Raw genomic sequence first — 23039 nt, 5'->3', positions numbered from 1 at the left:
CTGCTGTAAAAAAGCCTCTGGCAGATGTCACAGATTTTTTAAAGGTACTTTTGAGTATACGCTATAGCGTATACTCAAAAAATCTGGACTCAATTACGCCAAGGCATAATTGATCTATAGGGGGTTTTAGGAATGAATGCAGAAATTATAGCGGTAGGATCGGAATTATTATTAGGACAAATTGCCAACACGAATGCAAAATTTATTTCGAGCCAGCTTTCGGAACTTGGCATTAATGTTTATTATCATACAGTTGTAGGAGATAACGAGGCGCGACTTTTAGAGGCCATTAAAATTGCGGAACAGCGCGCGGATATTATTATTTTTTCAGGTGGTTTAGGTCCGACAAAGGATGATTTAACGAAGGAAGCGATTGCGAAGCATTTGAATCGTACGTTAGTATTTGATGAAACGGCGCTGTTTGCGATTGAGGAATTCTTCTCGAAGCAAAGACGTCCGATGACGGAAAACAACCGGAAACAGGCGCTAGTACTGGATGGCTGTGATGTATTGTTGAACCAGCATGGGATGGCACCGGGTATGTTTTTGGAGGAAAATGACCGTATTTATATTTTACTGCCGGGTCCGCCAAAAGAACTTGAGCCAATGTTCCAATATGAAACGAAGCCAAAACTGGCGGCACTTCTACATGACGGCGGGGTAATTTTATCTCATGTACTACGTTTTTACGGGATCGGTGAAGCAGATCTAGAAACCCGTATACAGAACATTTTGGATGAACAGACAAATCCTACAGTTGCCCCCCTTGCTTCAGACGGTGAAGTAACATTGCGTATTACGGCAAAAGCGCAAAACGAACCACAGGCATTCCGTCTGATCGAGTTAAAGAAACGTGAAATTCTCGATATTGTCGGAGAATACTATTACGGCGTAAATGATGAATCATTGGGTTTCAAGCTTGTGCAAATGCTTCTTGAAAATGAACTGACAGTTTCCGCTGCTGAAAGTTTAACGGCCGGTCTGTTCCAGTCGGAGCTGGCAGAAATTCCGGGTGTCGGATCTGCATTAATCGGCGGTGTTGTCACGTATACGAAAGAAGCGAAAATTAAACACCTTGGTGTTTCCGGTGAATTGCTTGATGAATACGGGATCGTCAGCAGTGAATGTGCAGCGGCAATGGCGACACAAGTCCGTGAAAAGTTCGGTACAGATATCGGCGTTGGGCTGACTGGAGCAGCAGGACCGGGTGATCACGACGGACAGCCTGCAGGATCAATCTGGGTTGGCATTAAGATCGGTGACACAGAACCGCTCACGTACCGACTGCAATTAACCGGTTCAAGAAATACGAACCGAATCCGCGCAGTGAAGTTTACATTCAGCTATTTAATGAGGGAATTAGCGAATCAAGGCTACAAAAAGCTGATTTAGTTGTCGTTTTCTTTTGTTAAAGACGATTTGATCAATGATTTAAAGGCATTTAGAAACATTCAAAGAAAAAGCGAAAATATGTTCGCTTTTTTCTTGAATGTTATCTCATTAGCAAGTATAATAGAGACATAAGTTAAATAAAGCTTTTTCTTAAGGAGGAAATAGTTTGAGCGATCGTAAAGCAGCATTAGATATGGCGTTAAAACAAATAGAAAAACAATTCGGTAAAGGTTCTGTCATGAAACTGGGCGAAAACTCGAACCGTCATATGGAGACAACTTCATCAGGCTCTATCGCAATTGATGCAGCATTAGGTATAGGCGGCTACCCGCGCGGACGTATTGTAGAAGTTTACGGACCAGAATCATCTGGTAAAACAACAGTTACATTACATGCCATCGCAGAAATTCAGGCAAACGGCGGTACAGCAGCATTTATCGATGCTGAGCACGCACTTGACCCGGTATATGCACAAAAACTGGGCGTTAATATTGACGAATTATTATTATCACAGCCGGATACAGGTGAACAAGCACTTGAAATCGCAGAAGCATTAGTACGTTCTGGTGCAATCGATATTATCGTAATCGACTCTGTAGCGGCATTAGTGCCAAAAGCCGAGATCGAGGGCGAAATGGGTGACTCGCACATGGGTCTCCAAGCGCGTTTAATGTCACAGGCATTACGTAAATTATCAGGTGTTATTAATAAATCGAATACGCTTGCTATTTTCATCAACCAAGTTCGTGAAAAAATCGGTGTTATGTTCGGTAACCCGGAAACAACAACAGGTGGACGTGCCCTTAAATTCTACTCTTCTATCCGTTTAGAAGTACGTCGCGGTGAAGCGATCAAGCAAGGTACAGAAATTATCGGGAACAAAACGAAAATCAAAGTCGTAAAAAATAAAGTAGCACCACCATTCCGTACAGCAGAAGTGGATATTATGTACGGCGAAGGGATTTCAAAAGAAGGCGAAATCGTCGACATTGGTGCAGAACTGGACATCATCCAAAAGAGCGGTTCTTGGTATTCATACAACAGCGAACGAATCGGCCAAGGTCGTGAAAATGTAAAACAATTCTTCAAAGAAAACCCAGCGATCAAAGAAGAAGTGACAGAAAAAATCCGTCAACACTTCGGTATCGGCGAACTAGGCTACACAATCGGCGCCAACGATACAACTGAAGAAGAAGAACTGGACGAACTAGAACTATTCGAAGACGAAAAAGATAAAGAATAATGTTACAGACCCAAGCGAAGAATTTTGCTTGGGTTTTTGTTTTTGTTGGGGAAAGGCGGTTTTATGGATAAGGTAGCGCGGTCTTTGGTTTAAGTACCAGTTGGGTCAGGGGAGCGTTGGAGTTTATTAGAATAAATATGGGTTTTATTAGACGGTCTCTGCGTGATATTAGAAGATTAGAAGCAGATATTAGAAAATGGCTAGCTTAGCCGACTTTAATTGAATTTTTCTAGGTAAAACCGGTGGGAAAAATAAAGCAGGGATTTTTATTAGAACGAATGTTTGCTATATTAGAAAATTTCCACCTCATATTAGAAGATTCGAAGAGGTTATTTGAAAATCGGGCCGACTTATTAGAAGAATTACAGAATATATTAGAAAATCGCAAGTTTATTAGAACAAATAAAAAAATATTAGAACATTTCGAGATTTATTAGAACTTCCCGCTGCCTGGTAGCCCGTAAATCGCGTTAATCGAATTCATTATAGAAAAGATTGGTAACCCGCCACCCCAATCGGGACTAATTTCTGGAAGTCCCTTAATGGACCATAAAAATATAAAAAACCCCTTAAACCATGGCTATTCTTGACATACCTAATTTTGAACTATACAATTAAAATGTATAATTTCTAAATTTTGAAATGAATAGGCGGTATGTTTGAATAATTCAGATATATTATGCCGACTAAAAGAACATCAGACATATATAGGCATAGGAGGGAAACGATATGGAAATGATACTCCCTGCTTTGCTAGGATTCGCTGTCGGTGTCGCTGTTATCTATTTCTACATGAAAAACGTGAATGATTCAAAAGTGACTGGTGCAAAGCATGTTGCCGAGCAAATCGTGGAAGACGCGAAACGTGAAGCGGATGCACTGAAAAAAGAAGCACTGCTTGAAGCAAAGGATGAAACTCACAAATTTCGTACTGAAGCGGAAAATGACATTCGTGACCGTCGTGGAGAACTTCAGAAACAAGAGAACCGTTTATTGCAAAGAGAAGAAAACCTTGACCGCAAAGATGAAACTCTGAACAAAAGAGAGATAAGCTTAGAGCGTAAGGAAGAAGCTCTGGCAAGCAGACAACAGCATATTGAACAGATGGAAAGCAAAGTAGAACAACTTGTTGCAAGTCAAAAAACTGAGCTTGAGCGCATTGCAGCTCTGACGCGCGAAGAAGCGAAAGAGGTTATCTTGAAGGAAGTTGAAAACGAACTTTCTACAGATATCGCTGTAATGACGAAAGAATCAGAATTGCGTGCAAAAGAAGAATCAGACAAAAAGGCTCGAGAAATTTTATCACTTGCATTACAACGCTTTGCAGCTGACCATGTTGCAGAAACAACAGTGTCCGTTGTAAATCTGCCGAATGATGAGATGAAAGGCCGTATTATCGGTCGTGAAGGCCGTAACATCCGTACATTAGAAACGCTTACAGGTATCGATCTGATTATTGATGATACGCCTGAAGCAGTTATTTTATCCGGCTTTGATCCGATTCGTCGTGAAACAGCTCGTCTTGCATTAGAAAAACTAGTTCAAGATGGTCGTATTCACCCGGCACGTATCGAAGAAATGGTTGAAAAGTCTCGCCGTGAAGTGGACGAACAGATCCGCGAAACAGGTGAGCAAACAACATTTGAAGTAGGTATTCATAACCTGCACCCGGATTTAATGAAGATCCTAGGTCGTATGAAATACCGTACAAGCTATGGTCAAAATGTATTAAAACACTCAATCGAAGTAGCCCACTTAGCAGGATTACTTGCTGCTGAACTAGGCGAAGATGTGACATTAGCGCGTCGTGCAGGTTTACTGCATGATATCGGTAAAGCGATTGACCATGAAGTCGAAGGAAGCCACGTAGAAATCGGTGTGGAACTGGCAACGAAGTATAAAGAACACCCAGTTGTGATTAACTCTATTGCATCCCACCATGGTGACACAGAAGCAACTTCAGTTATCGCTGTACTTGTAGCAGCAGCTGATGCATTATCAGCAGCGCGCCCAGGTGCCCGCAGTGAAACATTAGAAAACTATATTCGCCGCCTTGAAAAGCTGGAAGAAATCTCGGAAAGCTATGACGGCGTTGAAAAATCATTTGCGATTCAAGCAGGTCGTGAAGTACGTATCATCGTACAGCCTGAAAAAATCGATGATCTGGCATCACATCGTTTAGCGCGAGATATCCGCAAACGTATTGAAGAAGAACTCGATTACCCAGGTCACATTAAAGTGACGGTTATTCGTGAAACACGTTCAGTGGAGTATGCGAAATAATCAGCTTGCTAACAATTGAAAATCCGATAACTTAGGATAGAATACAAGACATTAATTTTTCTCTAACAGGGGGAAGTTGATGTCTTTTTGTTATTGGGGCTAATTTCCAGCAGATTGAGGTGAATGCGAGCATTCTTCTGTCAAACTCTTTCTCTTTGTATACCAGATTCTTTGCTTCCTTCGAACTATACTTCTACTTTCATCTCCATAATTTATAGAAAATAGTAATATTTTATTAGGGAATCTTAATATTTGCAATTTAATTACTAATTTAGTTACAAAAAATTATATAGAAAATTAAATTAACTTAAAGTATTATGAATAGTAAAATAATACTTTTTGAATGGAATAATGTGCAAATATTTCCACCTTTCAAATCTCTATGTTATAATCGGCATATCTTGATAAAAAATGGAGGTTTATACATGAAAAAACAATCGTATAAAAAACTGTTCAATGTGGCATTAACTACCACTCTAGCAGCCGGTGCAGTTGTAGCAGTAGCGCCACAAGCAGAAGCGGCAATCAGCTTCAAAGATGTTAAAGAAACTAACACGCATTATGAAAACATCATGAATCTAGCAGAGCGCGGTGTAATCCGTGGTTATGAAGATGGAACTTTCCGCCCTGGAAACCCTATCAAACGTGGTAATGCAGCTCATATTATTGCAGAAATCATCGGACTAGATACTAAAAACGTTACAAACCCTAACTTCAAAGATATCTCTACGAAAAACTCAAACTACGGTGCTATTGCAGCATTAGCAAATGCCGGCATTATTAATGGTTTCGAAGACGGTACATACCGTGCAAACGATATGTTGACACGCGGTCAAATGTCTAAAATCATTGCTAAAGCATTCAAGTTAACTGCAACTGGTGAAACTGTTCCATTTACAGACGTTGAAAGATCCCAATACAAAGAACATATTATTGCATTATTTGAAAACAGCGTAACAACAGGTGTTACACCAACATTCTTTGATACGAAGTCTTTCGTAACACGTGGCCAGTTATCTTCATTCGTTGTACGTGCTGAAAAAGCGGTGAAACCAGAACCGACACCAGAACCAACACCAACACCAACACCAACACCGACACCGACACCAACACCAACACCAAATCCTGGTACTCCAACGGATCCTGGAACACCATCTACTCCAGTGATTACACCAGAAGAGAAGGCTGCGTTTGAAACTAAGTTAACAGAAAAACTAGAAGGCTTGAACGTACCTGGTGTTGTAATTGATGCAGAGGGAACAACTGTTAAGATTACGGCTTCTCCAAGTATTACAAAAGCTCAATTAGCTACAGTAAGAGATTCAGTAGTTGAAAGCTTTGTAGGAATTGGAACTACTGCATTATTAAGCTCAGTAACAATTAATACTACGCCTTACAATTCTCCAGCACAATTGGCGAATGAATCTGCAATTGCTCTTGATTTAGCATTAGCATTAGGCGTTACTACGACTGAAGCAACTGCGTTGAATGGACTAAGTGGAACAGCATCAATTTGGGATGCTTTAACGAAATCTTCATATTCAGGTCCAATCACATTAAACTATAAAGATGGTACTTCAAAAACAATAACTATTACGTTATCTGAAGATCTGTAAAAAATAAGCATCACAAATTCCCTAGAGCAAACTGTTCTGGGGAATTTCATTAAAAAGAGGAATTTGGTTTATAATTGAAAATAAGGGGTAATAAGGTACCGTTCGTGATCCTTTAGATTGAGGATAAACCAAAATACTGCAAAGGAGCCTACAACTGATGAAAAAGCTGAAGTATATATTACTAGCTCTGGCAGTGATTGTGTTATGTATTGGTGGATATATTATTTACGAATTAAAGTTCAAATCCTATGATACTGCAGATCCTGAAGTAGATGCTTTAATCGAAGAAACATATGATGTTGAGCTGCCGGACGGAACAGTCATTGTTGTTGACAAAGAAGGAAATATTGTTGAAAACAAAACATCGGATTCCAAAAAGAATGGCGTGACAACTGCATCAGCTCAAACTTCAAGTACGGATGAAGATGCAGAAGGTACAGAAACCGGTACTACGAATAGCGGGAATGGTTCCTCGAATTCGAATTCCGGTCAAACGGGAACATCTGCTAACTCAAACACTGGTTCAAATACAGGATCAACAGGATCAAACTCAAATTCAAACACAAGCAAAAACCCGAATACAAACACAAACACAGGCGGCTCGAATACACCAGCTGAAAAAGTAACAGTTGCGTCAATTAAATCGAAATATGAGGGAACATTTAAAAGTCTTGAAAACCAGTCACGAGCTCGTATGAATTCATTAATCAGTCAGGCAGCTAATGAATACTCGACGAAAAAGAGTAATGGTGAATCAATCAGCTATGGATATTTCTATAAGAAATACATGGGTGCGGCAAAAGGGGTTGAATCTGCTACAGATTCAACAGTTAATGTTGTAGTAGGGTTAGTGGAAAAAGACCTGCAAAAAAATGGTTTTGATAAATCCTATGCCCAGAGCTTTAAGGAAGAATACAATGCGATGAAAGAATCTCTGCGTTCTGAAATGATGGACAAAGCACTTAGCTTCCGTTAGCCTTTAAAGGTTTGCAGTACGAATATCGTCATGCAAACCTTTTATTCTCCAAAATTAAGTTACAGACTCATTGCAGAATAATAATTTTTTTTACAAATAAGTTAAAAAATACTTAATTTGTTATATATTTAATACTTATATGGAAGATCTATGTAATAATGGTATCAACTCATGTATACTTTTAGTAGTTTAAATAAAGGAGCGTACACTTTTGGAAGAAACAATTAGCTTACAAGATATATTCAAAACATTAAAAAAGCGGGTTGCTCTTATTCTTTCGCTTACCATTTTTGCAGGGGTTATTGCAGCAATTGTTAGCTATTTTTTACTGACACCGATTTACCAGGCAAACACACAAGTACTGGTCAATCAAAAAAAAGAAGACATGACACAGCAAATGACATCACAGGATATTCAGTCCAACTTACAATTAATTAATACATACAATGAAATTATTAAAAGTCCTGCGATTTTATCGATTGTCGTAGAAAACTTGGATTTGCCGTTAACTCCTGTACAACTGGCATCAAAGATTTCAGTAACGAATGCGAACAATTCGCAAGTATTAAATGTAAGCGTACAGGATGAAAATTATAATGTGGCAGCTGATATGGCCAACCAGGTTGTGGAAGTATTTAAAGAAGAAGTTCCGAAACTGATGAATATCGATAATGTCAATATACTGGCGCCGGCACAATATTCGGACAACCCGACACCGATTAAGCCAAATAAAATGCTGAACATCGCGATTGCACTAGTTATCGGGTTAATGGTTGGTGTAGGTTTAGCCTTTTTACTGGAATACCTTGATACAACAGTGAAAACAGAGCAAGACGTAGAAGAAATAATTGGATTGCCAATTATTGGGGTTATTAGTATAATAAATCCAGAAGAAATGCGGAAAGAGGAAGCGAGAAGAGCTTCAAGACACCGGAAACAAAAAAAAACGATTATTGACCGAAAAGTGAGGGCGTGAGGATATGTTCAACAAGTTTAAACGCAAAAAATCACAGCCAACTACATTAGCGAGAAAACTCATTACCGATTCGAATCCAAAATCAATCGTATCAGAACAATTTAAAACAGTTCGTACAAATATTAACTTCTCGATGCCGGATAAAGATTTAAAAACACTTGTTGTTACGTCATCCACACCGGGAGAAGGAAAGTCGACAAATGCTTCGAATATTGCTGTTGTCTATGCACAGTCCGGGAAGAAAGTACTCTTAGTTGACGGGGATATGCGTAAACCGACAACACACCATACATTTGGCGTGAGAAATGTAGGCGGTTTATCAACAGTTTTAATACGCCAAGATACGGTTGAGGAAGTTGTACATGAAACGCATATCGAAGGCCTTTCATTAATAACGAGTGGTCCGATTCCGCCAAACCCTGCCGAACTGATTGCATCCAAAACGATGGACCAGTTTATTGAAACAGTTAAAGGCAAATACGATTTGGTTATTTTTGACGCACCGCCTGTTTTATCGGTAACAGATGCTCAAATCCTATCAAATAAATGCGAAGGTACGATCCTTGTTATTAATTCAGGGAAAGCAGAAAAGGAAAATGTCATAAAAGCAAAAGAAATGCTGATCGCTTCCAAGGCGAATATTATCGGGGCAGTATTGAATAATTATGCGATCGACAAAAACCATTACTATTATCAATACTACGGGGCTGTAGAGTAAGAGACTTAGCCCCTCGAATTTAACATAAAGAAGAGGGGCAATACAATGATCGACATACATAGTCATATTTTATTTGGGGTCGATGATGGACCAGATGATTTATCTGAAACACTCGAAATGCTGCAGCAAGCCTCAAATGAAGGCATTACAGAAATTATTGCAACTTCACATAGTTTTCATCCACAATACAATGTTTCAGCTAAACAAGTAATGGAGCAACTTACAGTCATCCAAGAACAGGTGGAAATAAACAACATTCCATTGAAAATTCATGCAGGGCAAGAAGTCCGTTTAGTAGAAAATATTGTCACACTCGTAGAGGCAAAGGAAGCTTTGACTCTCGCAAACTCCAACTACATACTGCTGGAATTACCGTCCAGTACAGTTCCGAAATTTACGAAAGAAATCGTGATCAATCTTCAGGCAAATGGAATCATCCCAATTATTGCTCATCCAGAGCGCAATAAAACAATCGCTGAACGACCGAGTAAGCTGGAAGAGCTTGTGAGGGAAGGGGCGATGGCGCAAATTACCGCCGGAAGTCTCGCAGGACACTTCGGGAAAAACATTCAAAAACTGTCACTTGATTTAGTGAAGGCTAATTTAGTTCATACATATGGTTCAGATGTTCATAACTTGACAACTCGCCCATATCTGTTTGATGCCGGGCTGACCTATTTGGAAAAAAAGAAACAATTAGACGCAGTGGATCTGCTTTTGGAAAATAATATGAGGATAATAGAAAATAGGGATTTTCTATTATATGAACCACAGGAGATAAGTGCTAAAAAATGGTGGACTATTTTCTAAAAATAAAGCATATAGAAAGGTTATGGGTAACATGAACTATCGTAGAAGATACGCAGTATTTTTTATACTAGATTCTATCATTGTATTGACCGCAATTTATATTAGTTATTGGCTGCTGCATCCAACCGTTGAGGTGTATACGAATAAAACCTTATTCATCAGTGCGATTACGCTACTAATCGCACATCATATTGTCGCGAATATTTATAAGCTATACAGCCGTATCTGGGCGGTTGCCTCAATTCGAGAGCTGATCATTATCGGAGTTGCTGTAACAATTTCCGTAGTGATGGCGATGATTATGCAGCAGCTAATTAACGGAGACATTTATTTCCGCGTACTGATGATCACGTGGCTGCTCCATATTATTATGATCGGCGGTTCACGCTTTTTATTAAGACTTTTACATGAAAAAAGAAAAATAAAATTTGATGGTGAAGCAATTCGTGTGTTAATCGTAGGTGCTGGTCAGGCAGGAACAATTCTTGCACGTAATATTAGCCGCGATGAGTATTCCGAATATCAAATTGTAGGCTATGTTGATGATGATCCAAATAAAAAACATTTAACACTCGTAGATTACCGTGTTCTCGGTACTACGAAAGAAATAAAAAAAATAGTGGAGAAAAAAGGTGTCCAAGAAATTATTTTAGCGGTCCCATCTCTTCCTAAAAGTGAAATGAAAGCATTATTCGAGCGCTGTTCAACAACGGATGCAAACGTTAAAATTATGCCGAAGATTGAAGATGTGCTGACAGGTAAAGTAACGGTTAACGATATGGAGGAAGTGAATATCGAAGACCTGCTCGGCCGTGATGAAGTCAAGCTTGATATGCTTGCTATCTCAGAAGGCATTACTAATAAAGTTATTTTAGTAACGGGTGCGGGTGGATCAATTGGTTCGGAAATTTGCCGCCAGGTAATGAAATTCCAGCCGAAACAATTACTATTACTCGGTCATGGGGAAAATTCAATTTACTCAATCCACCTTGAATTGACGGAACAATATAAAAATTCTGGCATCGAAATGCTTCCGGTTATAGCGGATGTACAAGATCGAAATCGAATTTTCGAAGTTATCCGAACATATAAACCGGATGCCATCTATCATGCAGCAGCACATAAGCATGTACCGCTCATGGAAGCCAATCCATTAGAAGCGATTAAAAATAATGTGTTTGGTACTAAAAATGTGGCTGATGCCGCACATGCTGTTGGTGTCGACCGCTTTGTACTCGTTTCTACAGACAAAGCAGTCAATCCACCAAATGTGATGGGTTCGACAAAACGAATTGCGGAAATGATCGTTCAAAACTTGGCTACACAAAGTAAGACGACATTTGCGGCAGTAAGGTTCGGCAATGTTTTAGGATCGCGCGGATCAGTTGTACCTCGTTTTAAAGCACAAATCGCTGCAGGCGGACCTGTTACTGTAACACATCCGGAAATGACACGCTATTTTATGACGATACCTGAAGCAAGTCGCCTTGTATTACAGGCAGGTGCATTAGCTCATGGTGGGGAAGTATTTGTGCTAGATATGGGTGAACCAGTATATATTACAGATTTGGCGAAAAATTTGATACGATTATCCGGTTTTAAAGAAGAAGAAATCGGCATCGAATATTCTGGCATTCGACCAGGTGAAAAAATGTTTGAGGAACTGCTCAGTCCTGATGAAATACAAGAAGAACATGTTTATCCAAAAATTCATGTCGGAAAAGCGAACTGCATGACTGCGAAACAACTGGAAATATTACTAAATGAGTTAGAACAACAGAATAATCTTGAACTAAAAGAAAAGGTAATTGCTGTAGCTAACGGAAGATGGGAAGTCGTTAGTCATTTTTAATCTGAAGGAGGATATACAGCTACTGAATAAATAATAACCACATTATTATTTTTTATTTGAAAGCCCAAATAGTTTTAATGTAACTGATATTAAAACTATTTATAAGTGGATAAATCGGTTTCCTTTTATTTCTAAAAATATTAAAAGCGAGGAAAATTTAATGACTAAAACTGAAATAAGAAATATTCAATTTTCTCCCCCTGATATTACTGATGCTGAAATTAATGAGGTTTTACAAACATTAAAATCTGGTTGGATTACAACAGGACCTAAAACTAAAGAACTAGAAAAAAGAATAGCAAACTTTGTTGGAGTTGATAAGGCTGTTTGCCTAAACTCAGCTACGGCAGCAATGGAGTTAACACTTCGTATCTTAGGGATAGGGCCTGGGGATGAAGTTATAACATCTGCATACACATATACTGCCTCTGCCTCAGTTATAGAACATGTTGGAGCTAAAATTGTATTAATTGATACAGCTCCAGATTCTTTTGAAATGGATTATTCAAAACTTGCAACAGCAATAAATGAAAAAACTAAAGCTATAATTGCAGTAGATATCGCGGGGAAGATGTGTGACTATGATACTCTATTTGAAATAGTTAATAAAAAAAATAAATTATTTAAGCCTAATAGCGAATTACAAAAGCTTTTTAATAGAGTAATTGTTATGTCAGATGCAGCCCATGCATTTGGAGCCGAAAGGAAAGGTGAAAAGTGCGGGAAAGTTGCTGATTTTACTTGTTTCTCATTTCATGCTGTGAAGAATTTAACAACAGCTGAAGGTGGAGCTGTTGTATGGTCAAACAATAGGAATTTAAATGATGAGTGGATTTATAAGCAATTTATGTTGTATAGTCTGCATGGACAATCAAAAGATGCTCTTGCTAAAATGCAAGTAGGTGCATGGGAATATGATATTGTATATCCAGCCTATAAATGTAACATGACAGATATAATGGGAAGTATTGGTTTAATTCAGCTTAATAGATATGAAGGATTATTGGCAAGACGTAGAAAAATTATAGAGATGTATGATAAAGCATTACTACCTCTTGGCATCCAACGCTTAGAACATTATGGGGAATACTTTTCATCATCAGGTCATTTATATTTAATGAGAATCCCTAATATTAATGAAGAAGAGAGAAATAATATTATTATTAAGATGGCTGAAGTAGGTATTGCATGTAATGTACACTATAAGCCATTGCCTATGTTTACTGCGTATAAGAATTTAGGATTTGAGATAAAAGATTATCCTAATGCTTATAATCAATATATAAATGAAATTACACTTCCACTACACACTCTGTTGAATGATGAGGATATAGAATATGTGGTTAAGAATTTTAAAAAAATATTAAATGAAATTTAAGGTGGTTAAAGTATGTATCGAAAAGTTTTTAAAAGAATACTTGATTTATTACTAGCTTTTTTAGCCTTACCTTTTTGGATTTTAATATTAGTTATTTTAGCACCAATAATATATCTTCAAGACAAGGGCACTATTTTTTATAACGCACCCCGTCTAGGTGAAAATGGAAAAGTATTTAAAATGTATAAATTTCGTTCTATGAAAATAAATGCTCTTGATATAAGAAATGATGATGGGTCTACTTTTAATGCAGAAGATGATCCTCGGTTAACTAAGATTGGTAAGTTTATTCGTAAAACTAGCCTAGATGAAACACCTCAGTTGTTAAATATTATTAAGGGCGACATGAGTATTATTGGTCCTAGACCAGACTTACCAGAACATAAATATTTATATGAGGGTAATGAAAAAAGAAAACTTGAAATTAAACCTGGTATTACTGGGTTTAATCAAGCTTACTATAGAAACACTATACCTTGGAAAGAAAGAATTAAAAATGATATTTATTATATTGATCATTTATCTTGGTGGCTTGATATTAAAATCTTCTTCAAAACTGCTAGGTCTGTTTTAAAACGTGAAGATGTATTTTTAAATAAAAACAGTAAAGAATCAAATAAAAATACGGGTGTAGAAACGTGAGGGGGGATTATATTGAAAAATCTAAAAAAGGCAGTAACTTTAAATGAGTTGATATGGGATACAGAATTTTTTGGTGTTAGTTGTGCTAAAGCTACGTTAAATAAAGCTCTTTCATTAACAGAGTGGTTTGAACTAAAAAATCAGTTTAAAAATTACAGCTTTATTTCTTTAATTAATAAAAACTCTGAACCTATTAATGCACAGCTAATCGGTAAAGATACAGCAGGATTCTTAGTAGATGTAAATATCCAATTTGAAAAGGAAATATCAGTAGTGGAAGAAAAACCCTCAAATGTAATAATACATCAAGCACTAGAAAAAAATAATCAAGTTCTAGAAATTGCGAATTTTCAATTCTCTAAATTTAAAGAAGATCCAGAATTAGCAGAACGCGGTGGAGATCAAATTTATCAACAATGGCTTAATAACTCCTTTGGAATGAAGGATAAGTTTTTTGCATTATCCAAAAATGAAGAAGGTAATATAAATGGATTTGCCTTATTTTCGTTTAGAAATAGTTCTTGTTTAATTGAATTAATAGCTGTCTCTCAAAGGGGAGGCATTGGGAGTTCATTATTTAAGGCTGTAGAATATGAAGCTCATCAGTATGGATGTAAGCAAATAAAAGTGGGCACTCAAATACGGAATCTGGAAGCAATTAATTTTTATCATAAGGTAGGTTGTAAACAGGTAGGGTGTCATCAAGTTTTTCATATCTGGAAATAAGAGGATTACTGGAATAAGTTAGTTGTTGAAATAGGGAATTGTTTAATAAAGGAGAGAACTATGGGAGCATGAAGAATATTTTATTCATATGCACAGAAGGGTTTGACACACCTGGACCTTCTAATCATTTAATTAGTTCATTGATAGAAGATATGTTAGATAGTGGTTATAAAATTACTCTTATACAAAGTAGAAGAACAAAAATAAATGAGGATATACCAAATACATTAAAAAATAAAAAATATTTAAAAGTATATACTATTGATAGAAAAATTATAAAAAAAAGTTCTTTTATCCACAGATATTTTGAAGAAGCTAAATATGCATTTAATAGTTTTAAAATATGGAAAAAAATAAAAGACATTGATGGTGTGTTTGTTCAATCGTGCCCCACAGTAATTTTTTCAATACTTTTGGTTAAATTCTTTTTAAGGAAACCAATTTTGTATAGTGTTCAAGATATGTGGCCAGGAAGTGCTGTAAATAGTGGAGTACTTTCGAATAAATTACTTGCATCTTTATTTTACAATATACAAAAAATCGCCTATAAAAATAGTGATATTTTAACTGTTATTTCAGAGGACATGAGAACAAAAGTAATAGAACAGGGTGTAGATAAGAAAAAAGTACATTCTATTGTTAATTGGTTTGATGATCGTTCTGTACGAGAAGTACCATGGGAAGAAAATAGATTTGTTAAGAAATATAATTTATCAAAAGGAAAATTCTACGTTCAATATGCTGGAACTATGGGTTATGTTTTTGATTATAAAATGGTATTGAATGTAGCAGCATTATTGAAGGAATATAAGGATATAGAATTTCAAATGATAGGGCAGGGAAGCCAAAGAGATATATTTATTAAAGAAAAAGAAATTCGTGATTTAACAAATATAACTTTTTATCCGCTTGAACCACAAGAGATGGTTTCCGATGTTTACAGTACTTGTACTATATGCTTCATCCCCTTAAAAAAAGGCATAATTGGGAATTCCGTCCCTAGTAAAGCCGGGTTACTAATGGCATGTAGTCGTACTATTGTTAATTCTGTTGATAGAGATTCCGATTATTACAGTATATTCCATAGAGAGGGAATGGGTATCTCTGTTCCGAATGATAATCCTGCTAAAGTCGCTGAAGCTATCTTAGAGTTATATCATAATAAAGAAAAACGCATTCTTATGGCCGAAAATGGCAACAAATTTGGAGCTCAATATTATTCGAGAAGTGAAAATACAAAGAAATTTATTCGCTTGTTTTCAGAATTACTATAATAAACAAGAAGGTGTAGAAATATGTTTAAAGACAAAACATTATTGATAACGGGAGGAACAGGTTCATTTGGCAATATTGTATTAGAAAGATTTCTTAATACAGAAATTAAAGAAATTCGTGTTTTTTCTCGTGATGAGAAAAAACAAGATGATATGAGGAGACATTATCAAAATTCAAAAATTAAATTTTATATTGGCGATATAAGGGATAAAGAGAGCTTAAAAAATGCAATGCATGATGTAGATTATATCTTTCATGCTGCTGCCTTAAAACAAGTTCCCTCTTGTGAATTTTTCCCTGTTGAAGCTGTAAAGACTAATGTAATAGGAACGGATAATGTTCTTTCAACAGCAATCGAGGCGGGTGTAAAAAAGGTAATATGTCTTTCAACTGATAAGGCTGCGTATCCTGTTAATGCTATGGGAATATCCAAAGCTTTAATGGAAAAAACATTTATTGCTAAATCAAGAACAGTTTCTCCAGATACAACGTTAATTTGTGGGACAAGATATGGGAATGTAATGGCTTCAAGAGGCTCAGTAATACCTCTGTTTATAGAACAAATAAAAGCGGGACTTCCATTAACGGTTACTGATTCGAGCATGACAAGATTTATTATGAGTTTGGATGAAGCAGTAGAATTAGTATTATATGCTTTTGAGAATGCTGAAACAGGTGATATTATGGTTCAAAAATCACCTTCTTGTTATATTGGGGATTTAGCACAAGCACTTAAAGAGTTGTTTAATGCTGAGAATGAAATTCAAATTATAGGTACTAGACATGGTGAAAAAATGTATGAAGTATTACTTACAAAAGAAGAGGCAGCTAAAGCGATCGATATGGGGGCTTTTTACAGAGTACCTGCGGACAACCGTGATTTGAATTATGAAAAATACCTAGAAGAAGGTTCCCACAGAATTACCCTTACTGACGAGTATAACTCAAATAATACTAAAATTCTTTCAGTTGAAGAAATTAAAGAAAGATTACTAATGCTAGATGAAATAAGGGAAGAACTATTTAAATAAGGATGAAATAATGTAGAAAGATAGAAAGATTTTTTCAGGAGGAGTAGTTAATGAAAGTTTTAATAACAGGCTCTAAAGGATTTATTGGGAAAAACTTAATTGCAACTTTGCAACAATTAGATAATATAGAAATTTTAACTTTCAATAAAAATGATAATAGAGAAAAATTAGATTTATTAACACAGGATTGTGATTTTGTATTTCATTTAGCGGGAGTGAACCGGCCAATAGAAGAAAAGGAATATATAGATGGTAATTATGGATTTACAAGTCAATTGATAAATTCACTTACAAGAAATAATAATAACTGTCCAATTTTATTTACATCTTCATCGCAAGCAATACTGGATAATTTATATGGCAGTAGTAAGAAAGCAGCAGAAGAAGAAATTCTTAAATATAGGGATGTTTCAGGGGCAAAAGTGCTTATATATCGTCTTCCAAATGTTTTTGGTAAATGGAGTAAACCGAACTATAATAGTGCTATTGCAACCTTCTGCTACAATATTTCTCGAGGTTTACCGATTACTGTAAGTAATCCTAATATCGAGCTAATGCTAGTTTATATAGATGATGTTATTAATGAATTTATTAATGCACTAAATGGTAATGAAAATTACATTGGTGATATTTGTGAAGTGCCTATTATTCATAAAATAAAACTGGGTGCCATAGTTGATTTAATAAATTCTTTTAAAAACAGTCGCCAAGATCTCTCTATTCCAGACATGGCTAATCCTATTTCGAAAAAATTATATAGTACTTATCTTAGCTATTTACCAGAAAATGATTTTAGTTATAAATTAAATATGAATATAGATCATAGAGGTTCATTCACTGAATTTATTAAAACTTCTGAAAGAGGTCAAGTTTCAGTGAATATTTCCCAACCCGGTATAACTAAAGGGAATCATTGGCACCATACTAAAAATGAAAAATTTCTCGTAGTTAGTGGAAGAGGCGTAATTCGGTTAAGAAGAATTGATACAAATGAAGTGATAGAATACTATGTTAGCGGGGATAAATTGGAGGTTGTAGATATTCCAATAGGTTATACACATAATATAGAAAATTTAGGGTGTGATAACATGGTTACAATTATGTGGGCTAATGAATACTTTAACCCGAATATACCCGACACATATTACTTAGAGGTGTAAATATGAAGAAAATCTGTATTTTAAGTACGGTAAATATAAAGCATATGACGTTAGTATCTTTATATACAGAATATATGGATAATAATAAAATTCCTTATGATATTATTTATATTGATAAATATAATAGCGAAGAAGCCACATCAGCTAAAAAAATATATAAATATAATCTAAAAATTAACAAAAATTGGACTTTTATGCGGAAACTCTTTAATTATTGGGGGTTTAAAAAATATGCAAAAGAAATATTATTATCCGAGAAATATGATTTTATTATAGTTTGGAATAGTTTTACTGCTTTCATGTTTGCTGATATTTTAACAAATAAATTTAAGAATAAATATTGTATCAATATAAGAGATTATGCAAAAGAGAGTTTATTTCCTGTTTTCATAAGAATGAAAAAAGTTATTAGTCAATCTTCATTTACAACTATTTCTTCCGAAGGATTTAAAAATTTTTTACCCAAGTATGACTATCTAACTGTACACAGTATGAATCTGAAAGTTTTACAAAATTGTATCCCAAGAACATCTTTAAGAAAAATAGATGAACCCATTAGAATAACTTATATAGGGTACATTTCTTTTGTTGAAAATTGCTATAAAATGATTGATGCATTAGGTAATGATAAAAGATTTATTTTACAATTTTATGGTGAGGGTTCTGATGAATTAATGGTATATGCAAGAGAAAGGGAAATTGAAAATGTAATATGTCATGGGAGATTTGAACCATCAGAAACATCAGGTTTTATACAAAATTCCGATGTTATATATAATTTATATGGGGTAGGTAATTTACATGTTGATACAGCCTTATCTATAAAATTGTACTACGCGATTTATATGAATTTACCTATAATTGTATTTAAAGGTACATATATGGAAGAAGTTTCATCTAAGTGTGGTATAGGTTTCGCAATTGGTAAAGATGATTTTGTAAATTTAGGTAATAATTTTTATGATTGGTATCATCGATTAGATCATAGAGAAATAGTAAAGAAATCTCAGTTATTTAAAGATGAAATAACTAATAGCCATAAGAAACTTGAGCATACAATTAATAAATATATTGGACATATGGAATATTGATATGAAAAGTTTAATTTTAAATTTATTTATTATATTAACATCCTTATTAAGTATACTTTATTGTCTATTATCTATTGGAAATATACCTTTAGGATATGAATTAATCTGGATACAACCTTTGGTATATTTACTAAGTTACTTTTTAATTTATTTAAAAATATTAAGAACTAAGAAATATAAGATTACAGTTTATTCAATATTAATTTTATCTTGGTTACGTTTAGTAATGATTCCTTTCATTAGTTCTATTTCTGGCCAATTTGAAGGGGCATCGTATATAAATGTATCTCAAGAAAGTTTGAATTTAGCAAACTTTTTAATTATATATGAATTTATAGTAGTATCTTTTTTTCTAGCATTCATAATACACTTAAAAAATAATTATTATTATGGAGATTTTAATTTAAAAAGCAACTTAGAATTAAAAGGAAACAAAATAGTATATGCAGTATTTATTTTTGTTTCTTTTTTATTATATATCACTATTGGTAGACAACTAAATCTACTGGAATTTTTTGTGATATCAATAAACACTAGTGAGCGTTTTAGTGATATCACATCAACCCCACTTGTTTTATTAAGACAGATATTTAAAGTTAGTATGATTTTTATATTTGTTTGGTGTACTAGCTATTTTTATAAAAGGTATATAGAAACAAATAGCAGAAAATATGTCTTATTTGCAATTATTCTTGCAATATTAAATGTAGGAGTAATTATAGGAGAGAGAAGATCAGAACAGCTTTATACCTTATTAGTAATAGTTTTTATACTTATTAAGATATTTAAGAAGCATCGAAAAAAAATTATTGTTTCAGTTTCAATTGCTACAGGTATAGTTTTACTTTTTATGAGTATCTATAAACACTTTGCTGCTTTTTATTACGGATCCTATACAGCTGCTTTGTCAACCTCAAATTCAGATATAAAATGGTTGTCAGAAACTTTGCATTTGTATTTTTTCGGAATTCAAAATGTTGCTGCCACTATAGAATTAAAAAGTGCGGTAGATTTAAGTGTATTTAATATGCTCTATGATTATGGGCGTTCTTTTTTTGGGATAAGTTTTTTCTTAAAAGATAAAATGATTATGACTACTGAATATTTTAATACTTTTATATATGGTTTTAATAAAGCTGGCGGACATGTGATGTCAGGTATTGGTTATGGATATTTTTATTTAGGAGTATTATTTTCTCCAATTATTGTTTGCCTTAACGTATTTATAGCTATAAAGTTAGAAAAATGGTTTAATAACACTGACTCATATGAATTAAAGTATATTGTGGGATATATGCTAGTAAGATTTGCGACTAATATATTTGTTAATACGCCCCCGTTAATTAGCCTTTCAACTATAATGTTATTCACAGCGGGTCTATTATTTTTAGTTGCTAATTATTTTAAAAGTAAACAATATTATAAAGTTAGAGTTCCTAAACAAAGTTAATAAAATTAAATTAGAAAGGAAATAGTAAATGAAAATTTTATTGATTTCCTATGGAATAAAGGAATATGATGGAAGATTATCGGAACTATATAAAGTAGCTTCAAATATAGGGGATGTGACTATTGTTTGTGTAGGGGAAAATAAAGGTAATAATAAAAATGAAAATATTGTTTTGATGACTAGTTCAAAATATTTAAGTATAAAGCTATATCTCTCCTTTATTTTGTTATCTTTAAAAACTGCATACAAAATGAAGGAAATTGATATTTTAGTTTCGGATAACTTATTTGCTTCTTTACCCGCGTTATTAATACGTACATTATTTAAACCAAAAAAGATTATTCAAGATGTTAGGGAATTGTATTTTTATAAAGATATAAAAAATTGGACCGGAAAATTTTTGTGCAAATTTGAAACAATTCTAATGAAAAAAGCTGATGTTATATTATGTGCTAACCATCAACGATCTAAAATTATGTTTGAATACTACAATTTAAAAAATCCACCAATTGTCTTTGAAAATATAAGGTTTTTAACGGATAGTTTTGATAGTAATATATTAGATGATAAATATAAAAAATTTTTCAATTTTGATGTAAACATAGTAAGTACAGGTGGGATATCTGTTAAAAGGAATATTGATAAATTAGTTTATTCAATGACAAGAATTCCAAGTAATTATGGCTTATATATTATTGGAGATGGAACAAAGGAAGATATGAATTTAATTGAAGAAATTATTAGAAAAAATAATTTAAAAAATATAACTATTATTAATAAAGTTCCTTTATCAGAATTACGTTATATTCTCCAACAATGTGATATAGGAATAGTTAGTTATCATAAAAATGATTTAAATAATAGATACTGTGCCTCAGGTAAGGTTTATGAATATTTAGCAGAGGGTTTACCAATAGTCACTAGTGAAAACGAACCACTGAAAGAATTCTGTGGGAAATATAAAGTTGGAGTAGCGGATGATAATTTTTATAATGGAATATTAGAAGTTAGTAATAATATAAGTGGTTATAAAAATAAAGTAGAATCTTTTATTTCAGGAGTATCTGTGCAAAAGTATAATTCTGAAACTGCAAATAAAATATTAGGAATAATAGGTAATAGTAATTATAATGAAAAATATTAACTTCAGAAAACAATTAGTTTCTAATGATTTCCTTAGATCCTTTGCCTTACTAGCTAGTGGTTCTGTCATAGCTCAAATAATAACTATACTAATTTCTCCCATAGTAACAAGGTTATTTACTCCAGAACAATTTGGCCTTTATACAATTGTGATAACTGCTATGTCTTTATTTGGTCCAGTTATATGTTTAAAGTATGATATGGGGATAGTAAATGCGAAAAGTGAAAGAGAAGCGTTTTCTTTAATATTACTTTGTGGAATTATGATCGTACCTTTAAGTTTGTTAATTAGTATTTTATATAGTATGACAGTAATAAGGGGGAATTACTCACTATTACAATTATGGGGTTATATTTTTGCGATAGCAATGCTTCTGATAACATATGGTCTCAACAATATTCTTTTAGCCTATAATAATAGACATGGTTTATATAAAATCATGTCATCTGTCACAGTTATTAAATCGTTAGTAAACAATATTTTATTAGTTTTAAGTGGTATATCAAAATTGGGGGTAATTGGATTACTGGGCTCTCAAATTATTAGCTCTTTAGTTGGGTTAAAAAGGCAATCCAAAAGTTTATTGGGAAATATTAGGTATGGGAAAAATATAGGATTTATTGAAATGAAACAAGTATTTTTAGATTATAAAAAATTACCTATATTTAATGCCAGTTCTGCTTTAATAACTACTTCTGTATATTCAAGCATTAATTTATTTATTGCAATTGCTTTTTCAGCTCAACAATTAGGATTATATTCTCTATCGTATCGTGTATTAGGTATACCATTTACAATAATAAGTGCAAATATAGCACGGGTTTTTTTTAATAGTGCGACAAAAGAATTTAATTCCAGAAGTAATTTTTCTAAGACATTCAAAAGTACATTAATATTATTAATTATTACTGTCGTACCAATAATCCTAATAATAGCGATTTTCTCGCCTTGGCTTTTCTCCACTGTCTTTGGTGTAGAGTGGGCTAATGCAGGAAATTATATAAGACTTCTTGCTCCGATGTTTGCGATTAGATTAATTTCAGAATCTTTAACTACAAGTTTTATAGTATCAAAAAAACAAAATATTGAACTTTTATTTCAAAGCATGCTTCTATTAGGACTATTAATAATTTATACGCTTTCTTATTTTTTAAACACTTCTATAGAAGTATTTTTAGTGTATATTTCTTTATTATACCTTTTAGTACATGGAATTATGATTTTTAAAATGTACAAAATTAGTAAAATGAAAATTAATTAAAGCTATTCTACATTT

General features: G+C 34.0%; 19 protein-coding genes. All 19 read left to right on the top strand.

The features are described 5' to 3' along the window. The first annotated feature begins 132 nt into the window (after positions 1 to 132). The 19 genes from CBM15_RS00660 (at position 133) to CBM15_RS00570 (ending at position 23024) form a co-directional block, all read left to right on the top strand. Positions 133 to 1392 (top strand): competence/damage-inducible protein A, encoded by a 1260-nt coding sequence (locus tag CBM15_RS00660; protein WP_087615373.1) that lies wholly within the window; start codon positions 133 to 135, stop codon positions 1390 to 1392. A 166-nt stretch (positions 1393 to 1558) separates the two neighbouring features. After that, positions 1559 to 2635: a recombinase RecA gene (gene recA / locus CBM15_RS00655; RefSeq protein WP_014824449.1), complete on the top strand. Its 1077-nt coding sequence runs from the start codon at positions 1559 to 1561 to the stop codon at positions 2633 to 2635. A gap of 729 nt (positions 2636 to 3364) precedes the next feature. Then, positions 3365 to 4918: a ribonuclease Y gene (gene rny / locus CBM15_RS00650; protein WP_008403194.1), complete on the top strand. Its 1554-nt coding sequence runs from the start codon at positions 3365 to 3367 to the stop codon at positions 4916 to 4918. A gap of 425 nt (positions 4919 to 5343) precedes the next feature. Further along, positions 5344 to 6534 carry an S-layer homology domain-containing protein gene (locus tag CBM15_RS00645; protein ID WP_158100183.1) on the top strand — a complete coding sequence of 397 codons (1191 nt, stop codon included), beginning with the start codon at positions 5344 to 5346 and terminating at the stop codon, positions 6532 to 6534. Positions 6535 to 6691: 157 nt separating this feature from the next. Continuing rightward, a complete protein-coding gene (locus CBM15_RS00640) occupies positions 6692 to 7510 on the top strand; it encodes a hypothetical protein (RefSeq protein ID WP_087615371.1) in 819 nt (272 codons plus the stop codon). 211 nt (positions 7511 to 7721) lie between these two features. Next, the gene (locus CBM15_RS00635; protein WP_087615370.1) at positions 7722 to 8486 is read left to right on the top strand and encodes a YveK family protein; all 765 of its coding nucleotides are present in this window, start codon (positions 7722 to 7724) and stop codon (positions 8484 to 8486) included. Positions 8487 to 8490: 4 nt separating this feature from the next. Next, positions 8491 to 9204 carry a CpsD/CapB family tyrosine-protein kinase gene (locus CBM15_RS00630; RefSeq protein WP_087615369.1) on the top strand — a complete coding sequence of 238 codons (714 nt, stop codon included), beginning with the start codon at positions 8491 to 8493 and terminating at the stop codon, positions 9202 to 9204. A 45-nt stretch (positions 9205 to 9249) separates the two neighbouring features. After that, positions 9250 to 10014, top strand: coding sequence for a tyrosine-protein phosphatase (locus CBM15_RS00625; RefSeq protein ID WP_087615368.1), 765 nt, complete (start codon positions 9250 to 9252; stop codon positions 10012 to 10014). 31 nt (positions 10015 to 10045) lie between these two features. After that, a complete protein-coding gene (locus CBM15_RS00620; RefSeq protein WP_087615774.1) occupies positions 10046 to 11866 on the top strand; it encodes a polysaccharide biosynthesis protein in 1821 nt (606 codons plus the stop codon). Between the two features lie 160 nt (positions 11867 to 12026). Then, entirely contained in the window at positions 12027 to 13244 is a 1218-nt protein-coding gene (locus tag CBM15_RS00615; protein ID WP_087615367.1) for a DegT/DnrJ/EryC1/StrS family aminotransferase, read from the top strand. A gap of 12 nt (positions 13245 to 13256) precedes the next feature. Continuing rightward, the gene (locus CBM15_RS00610; protein WP_087615366.1) at positions 13257 to 13886 is read left to right on the top strand and encodes a sugar transferase; all 630 of its coding nucleotides are present in this window, start codon (positions 13257 to 13259) and stop codon (positions 13884 to 13886) included. A 12-nt stretch (positions 13887 to 13898) separates the two neighbouring features. Continuing rightward, complete coding sequence (locus CBM15_RS00605; RefSeq protein WP_087615365.1) at positions 13899 to 14612, top strand: GNAT family N-acetyltransferase; 714 nt, start codon at positions 13899 to 13901, stop codon at positions 14610 to 14612. A 68-nt stretch (positions 14613 to 14680) separates the two neighbouring features. Then, positions 14681 to 15886 carry a glycosyltransferase family 4 protein gene (locus CBM15_RS00600; protein ID WP_087615364.1) on the top strand — a complete coding sequence of 402 codons (1206 nt, stop codon included), beginning with the start codon at positions 14681 to 14683 and terminating at the stop codon, positions 15884 to 15886. A gap of 21 nt (positions 15887 to 15907) precedes the next feature. Further along, positions 15908 to 16918 (top strand): polysaccharide biosynthesis protein, encoded by a 1011-nt coding sequence (locus CBM15_RS00595; RefSeq protein WP_087615363.1) that lies wholly within the window; start codon positions 15908 to 15910, stop codon positions 16916 to 16918. 50 nt (positions 16919 to 16968) lie between these two features. After that, complete coding sequence (locus tag CBM15_RS00590) at positions 16969 to 18078, top strand: polysaccharide biosynthesis C-terminal domain-containing protein (protein WP_087615362.1); 1110 nt, start codon at positions 16969 to 16971, stop codon at positions 18076 to 18078. 2 nt (positions 18079 to 18080) lie between these two features. Then, complete coding sequence (locus CBM15_RS00585) at positions 18081 to 19169, top strand: glycosyltransferase family protein (RefSeq protein ID WP_087615361.1); 1089 nt, start codon at positions 18081 to 18083, stop codon at positions 19167 to 19169. 1 nt (position 19170) lies between these two features. Then, entirely contained in the window at positions 19171 to 20619 is a 1449-nt protein-coding gene (locus CBM15_RS00580; RefSeq protein ID WP_087615360.1) for a hypothetical protein, read from the top strand. Between the two features lie 28 nt (positions 20620 to 20647). Continuing rightward, complete coding sequence (locus CBM15_RS00575; protein ID WP_087615359.1) at positions 20648 to 21763, top strand: glycosyltransferase; 1116 nt, start codon at positions 20648 to 20650, stop codon at positions 21761 to 21763. Continuing rightward, positions 21750 to 23024, top strand: a complete 1275-nt coding sequence (locus tag CBM15_RS00570; protein ID WP_087615358.1) for a lipopolysaccharide biosynthesis protein — start codon at positions 21750 to 21752, stop codon at positions 23022 to 23024. Before CBM15_RS00575 ends, CBM15_RS00570 begins: the two co-directional genes overlap by 14 nt. The last annotated feature ends 15 nt before the right edge of the window (positions 23025 to 23039 follow it).

Origin of the sequence: Solibacillus kalamii (genome assembly GCF_002174535.1) — a bacterium.
Classification (GTDB): Bacteria; Bacillota; Bacilli; order Bacillales_A; family Planococcaceae; genus Solibacillus; species Solibacillus silvestris.
Note: the sequence above shows the minus strand (reverse complement) of the source record. Positions and strands in the feature narration are given on the sequence as shown.

What these genes read in the sequence shown, in the direction of transcription:
- CBM15_RS00585 (WP_087615361.1), top strand. Translation starts at nt 18,081, where the DNA reads ATGAAGAAAATCTGTATTTTAAGTACGGTAAATATAAAGCATATGACG.
- CBM15_RS00645 (WP_158100183.1), top strand. Translation starts at nt 5,344, where the DNA reads ATGAAAAAACAATCGTATAAAAAACTGTTCAATGTGGCATTAACTACC.
- CBM15_RS00620 (WP_087615774.1), top strand. Translation starts at nt 10,046, where the DNA reads ATGAACTATCGTAGAAGATACGCAGTATTTTTTATACTAGATTCTATC.
- CBM15_RS00630 (WP_087615369.1), top strand. Translation starts at nt 8,491, where the DNA reads ATGTTCAACAAGTTTAAACGCAAAAAATCACAGCCAACTACATTAGCG.
- CBM15_RS00660 (WP_087615373.1), top strand. Translation starts at nt 133, where the DNA reads ATGAATGCAGAAATTATAGCGGTAGGATCGGAATTATTATTAGGACAA.
- rny (WP_008403194.1), top strand. Translation starts at nt 3,365, where the DNA reads ATGGAAATGATACTCCCTGCTTTGCTAGGATTCGCTGTCGGTGTCGCT.
- CBM15_RS00590 (WP_087615362.1), top strand. Translation starts at nt 16,969, where the DNA reads ATGAAAGTTTTAATAACAGGCTCTAAAGGATTTATTGGGAAAAACTTA.
- CBM15_RS00580 (WP_087615360.1), top strand. Translation starts at nt 19,171, where the DNA reads ATGAAAAGTTTAATTTTAAATTTATTTATTATATTAACATCCTTATTA.
- CBM15_RS00575 (WP_087615359.1), top strand. Translation starts at nt 20,648, where the DNA reads ATGAAAATTTTATTGATTTCCTATGGAATAAAGGAATATGATGGAAGA.
- CBM15_RS00570 (WP_087615358.1), top strand. Translation starts at nt 21,750, where the DNA reads ATGAAAAATATTAACTTCAGAAAACAATTAGTTTCTAATGATTTCCTT.
- CBM15_RS00610 (WP_087615366.1), top strand. Translation starts at nt 13,257, where the DNA reads ATGTATCGAAAAGTTTTTAAAAGAATACTTGATTTATTACTAGCTTTT.
- CBM15_RS00625 (WP_087615368.1), top strand. Translation starts at nt 9,250, where the DNA reads ATGATCGACATACATAGTCATATTTTATTTGGGGTCGATGATGGACCA.
- CBM15_RS00615 (WP_087615367.1), top strand. Translation starts at nt 12,027, where the DNA reads ATGACTAAAACTGAAATAAGAAATATTCAATTTTCTCCCCCTGATATT.
- CBM15_RS00640 (WP_087615371.1), top strand. Translation starts at nt 6,692, where the DNA reads ATGAAAAAGCTGAAGTATATATTACTAGCTCTGGCAGTGATTGTGTTA.
- CBM15_RS00595 (WP_087615363.1), top strand. Translation starts at nt 15,908, where the DNA reads ATGTTTAAAGACAAAACATTATTGATAACGGGAGGAACAGGTTCATTT.
- CBM15_RS00600 (WP_087615364.1), top strand. Translation starts at nt 14,681, where the DNA reads ATGAAGAATATTTTATTCATATGCACAGAAGGGTTTGACACACCTGGA.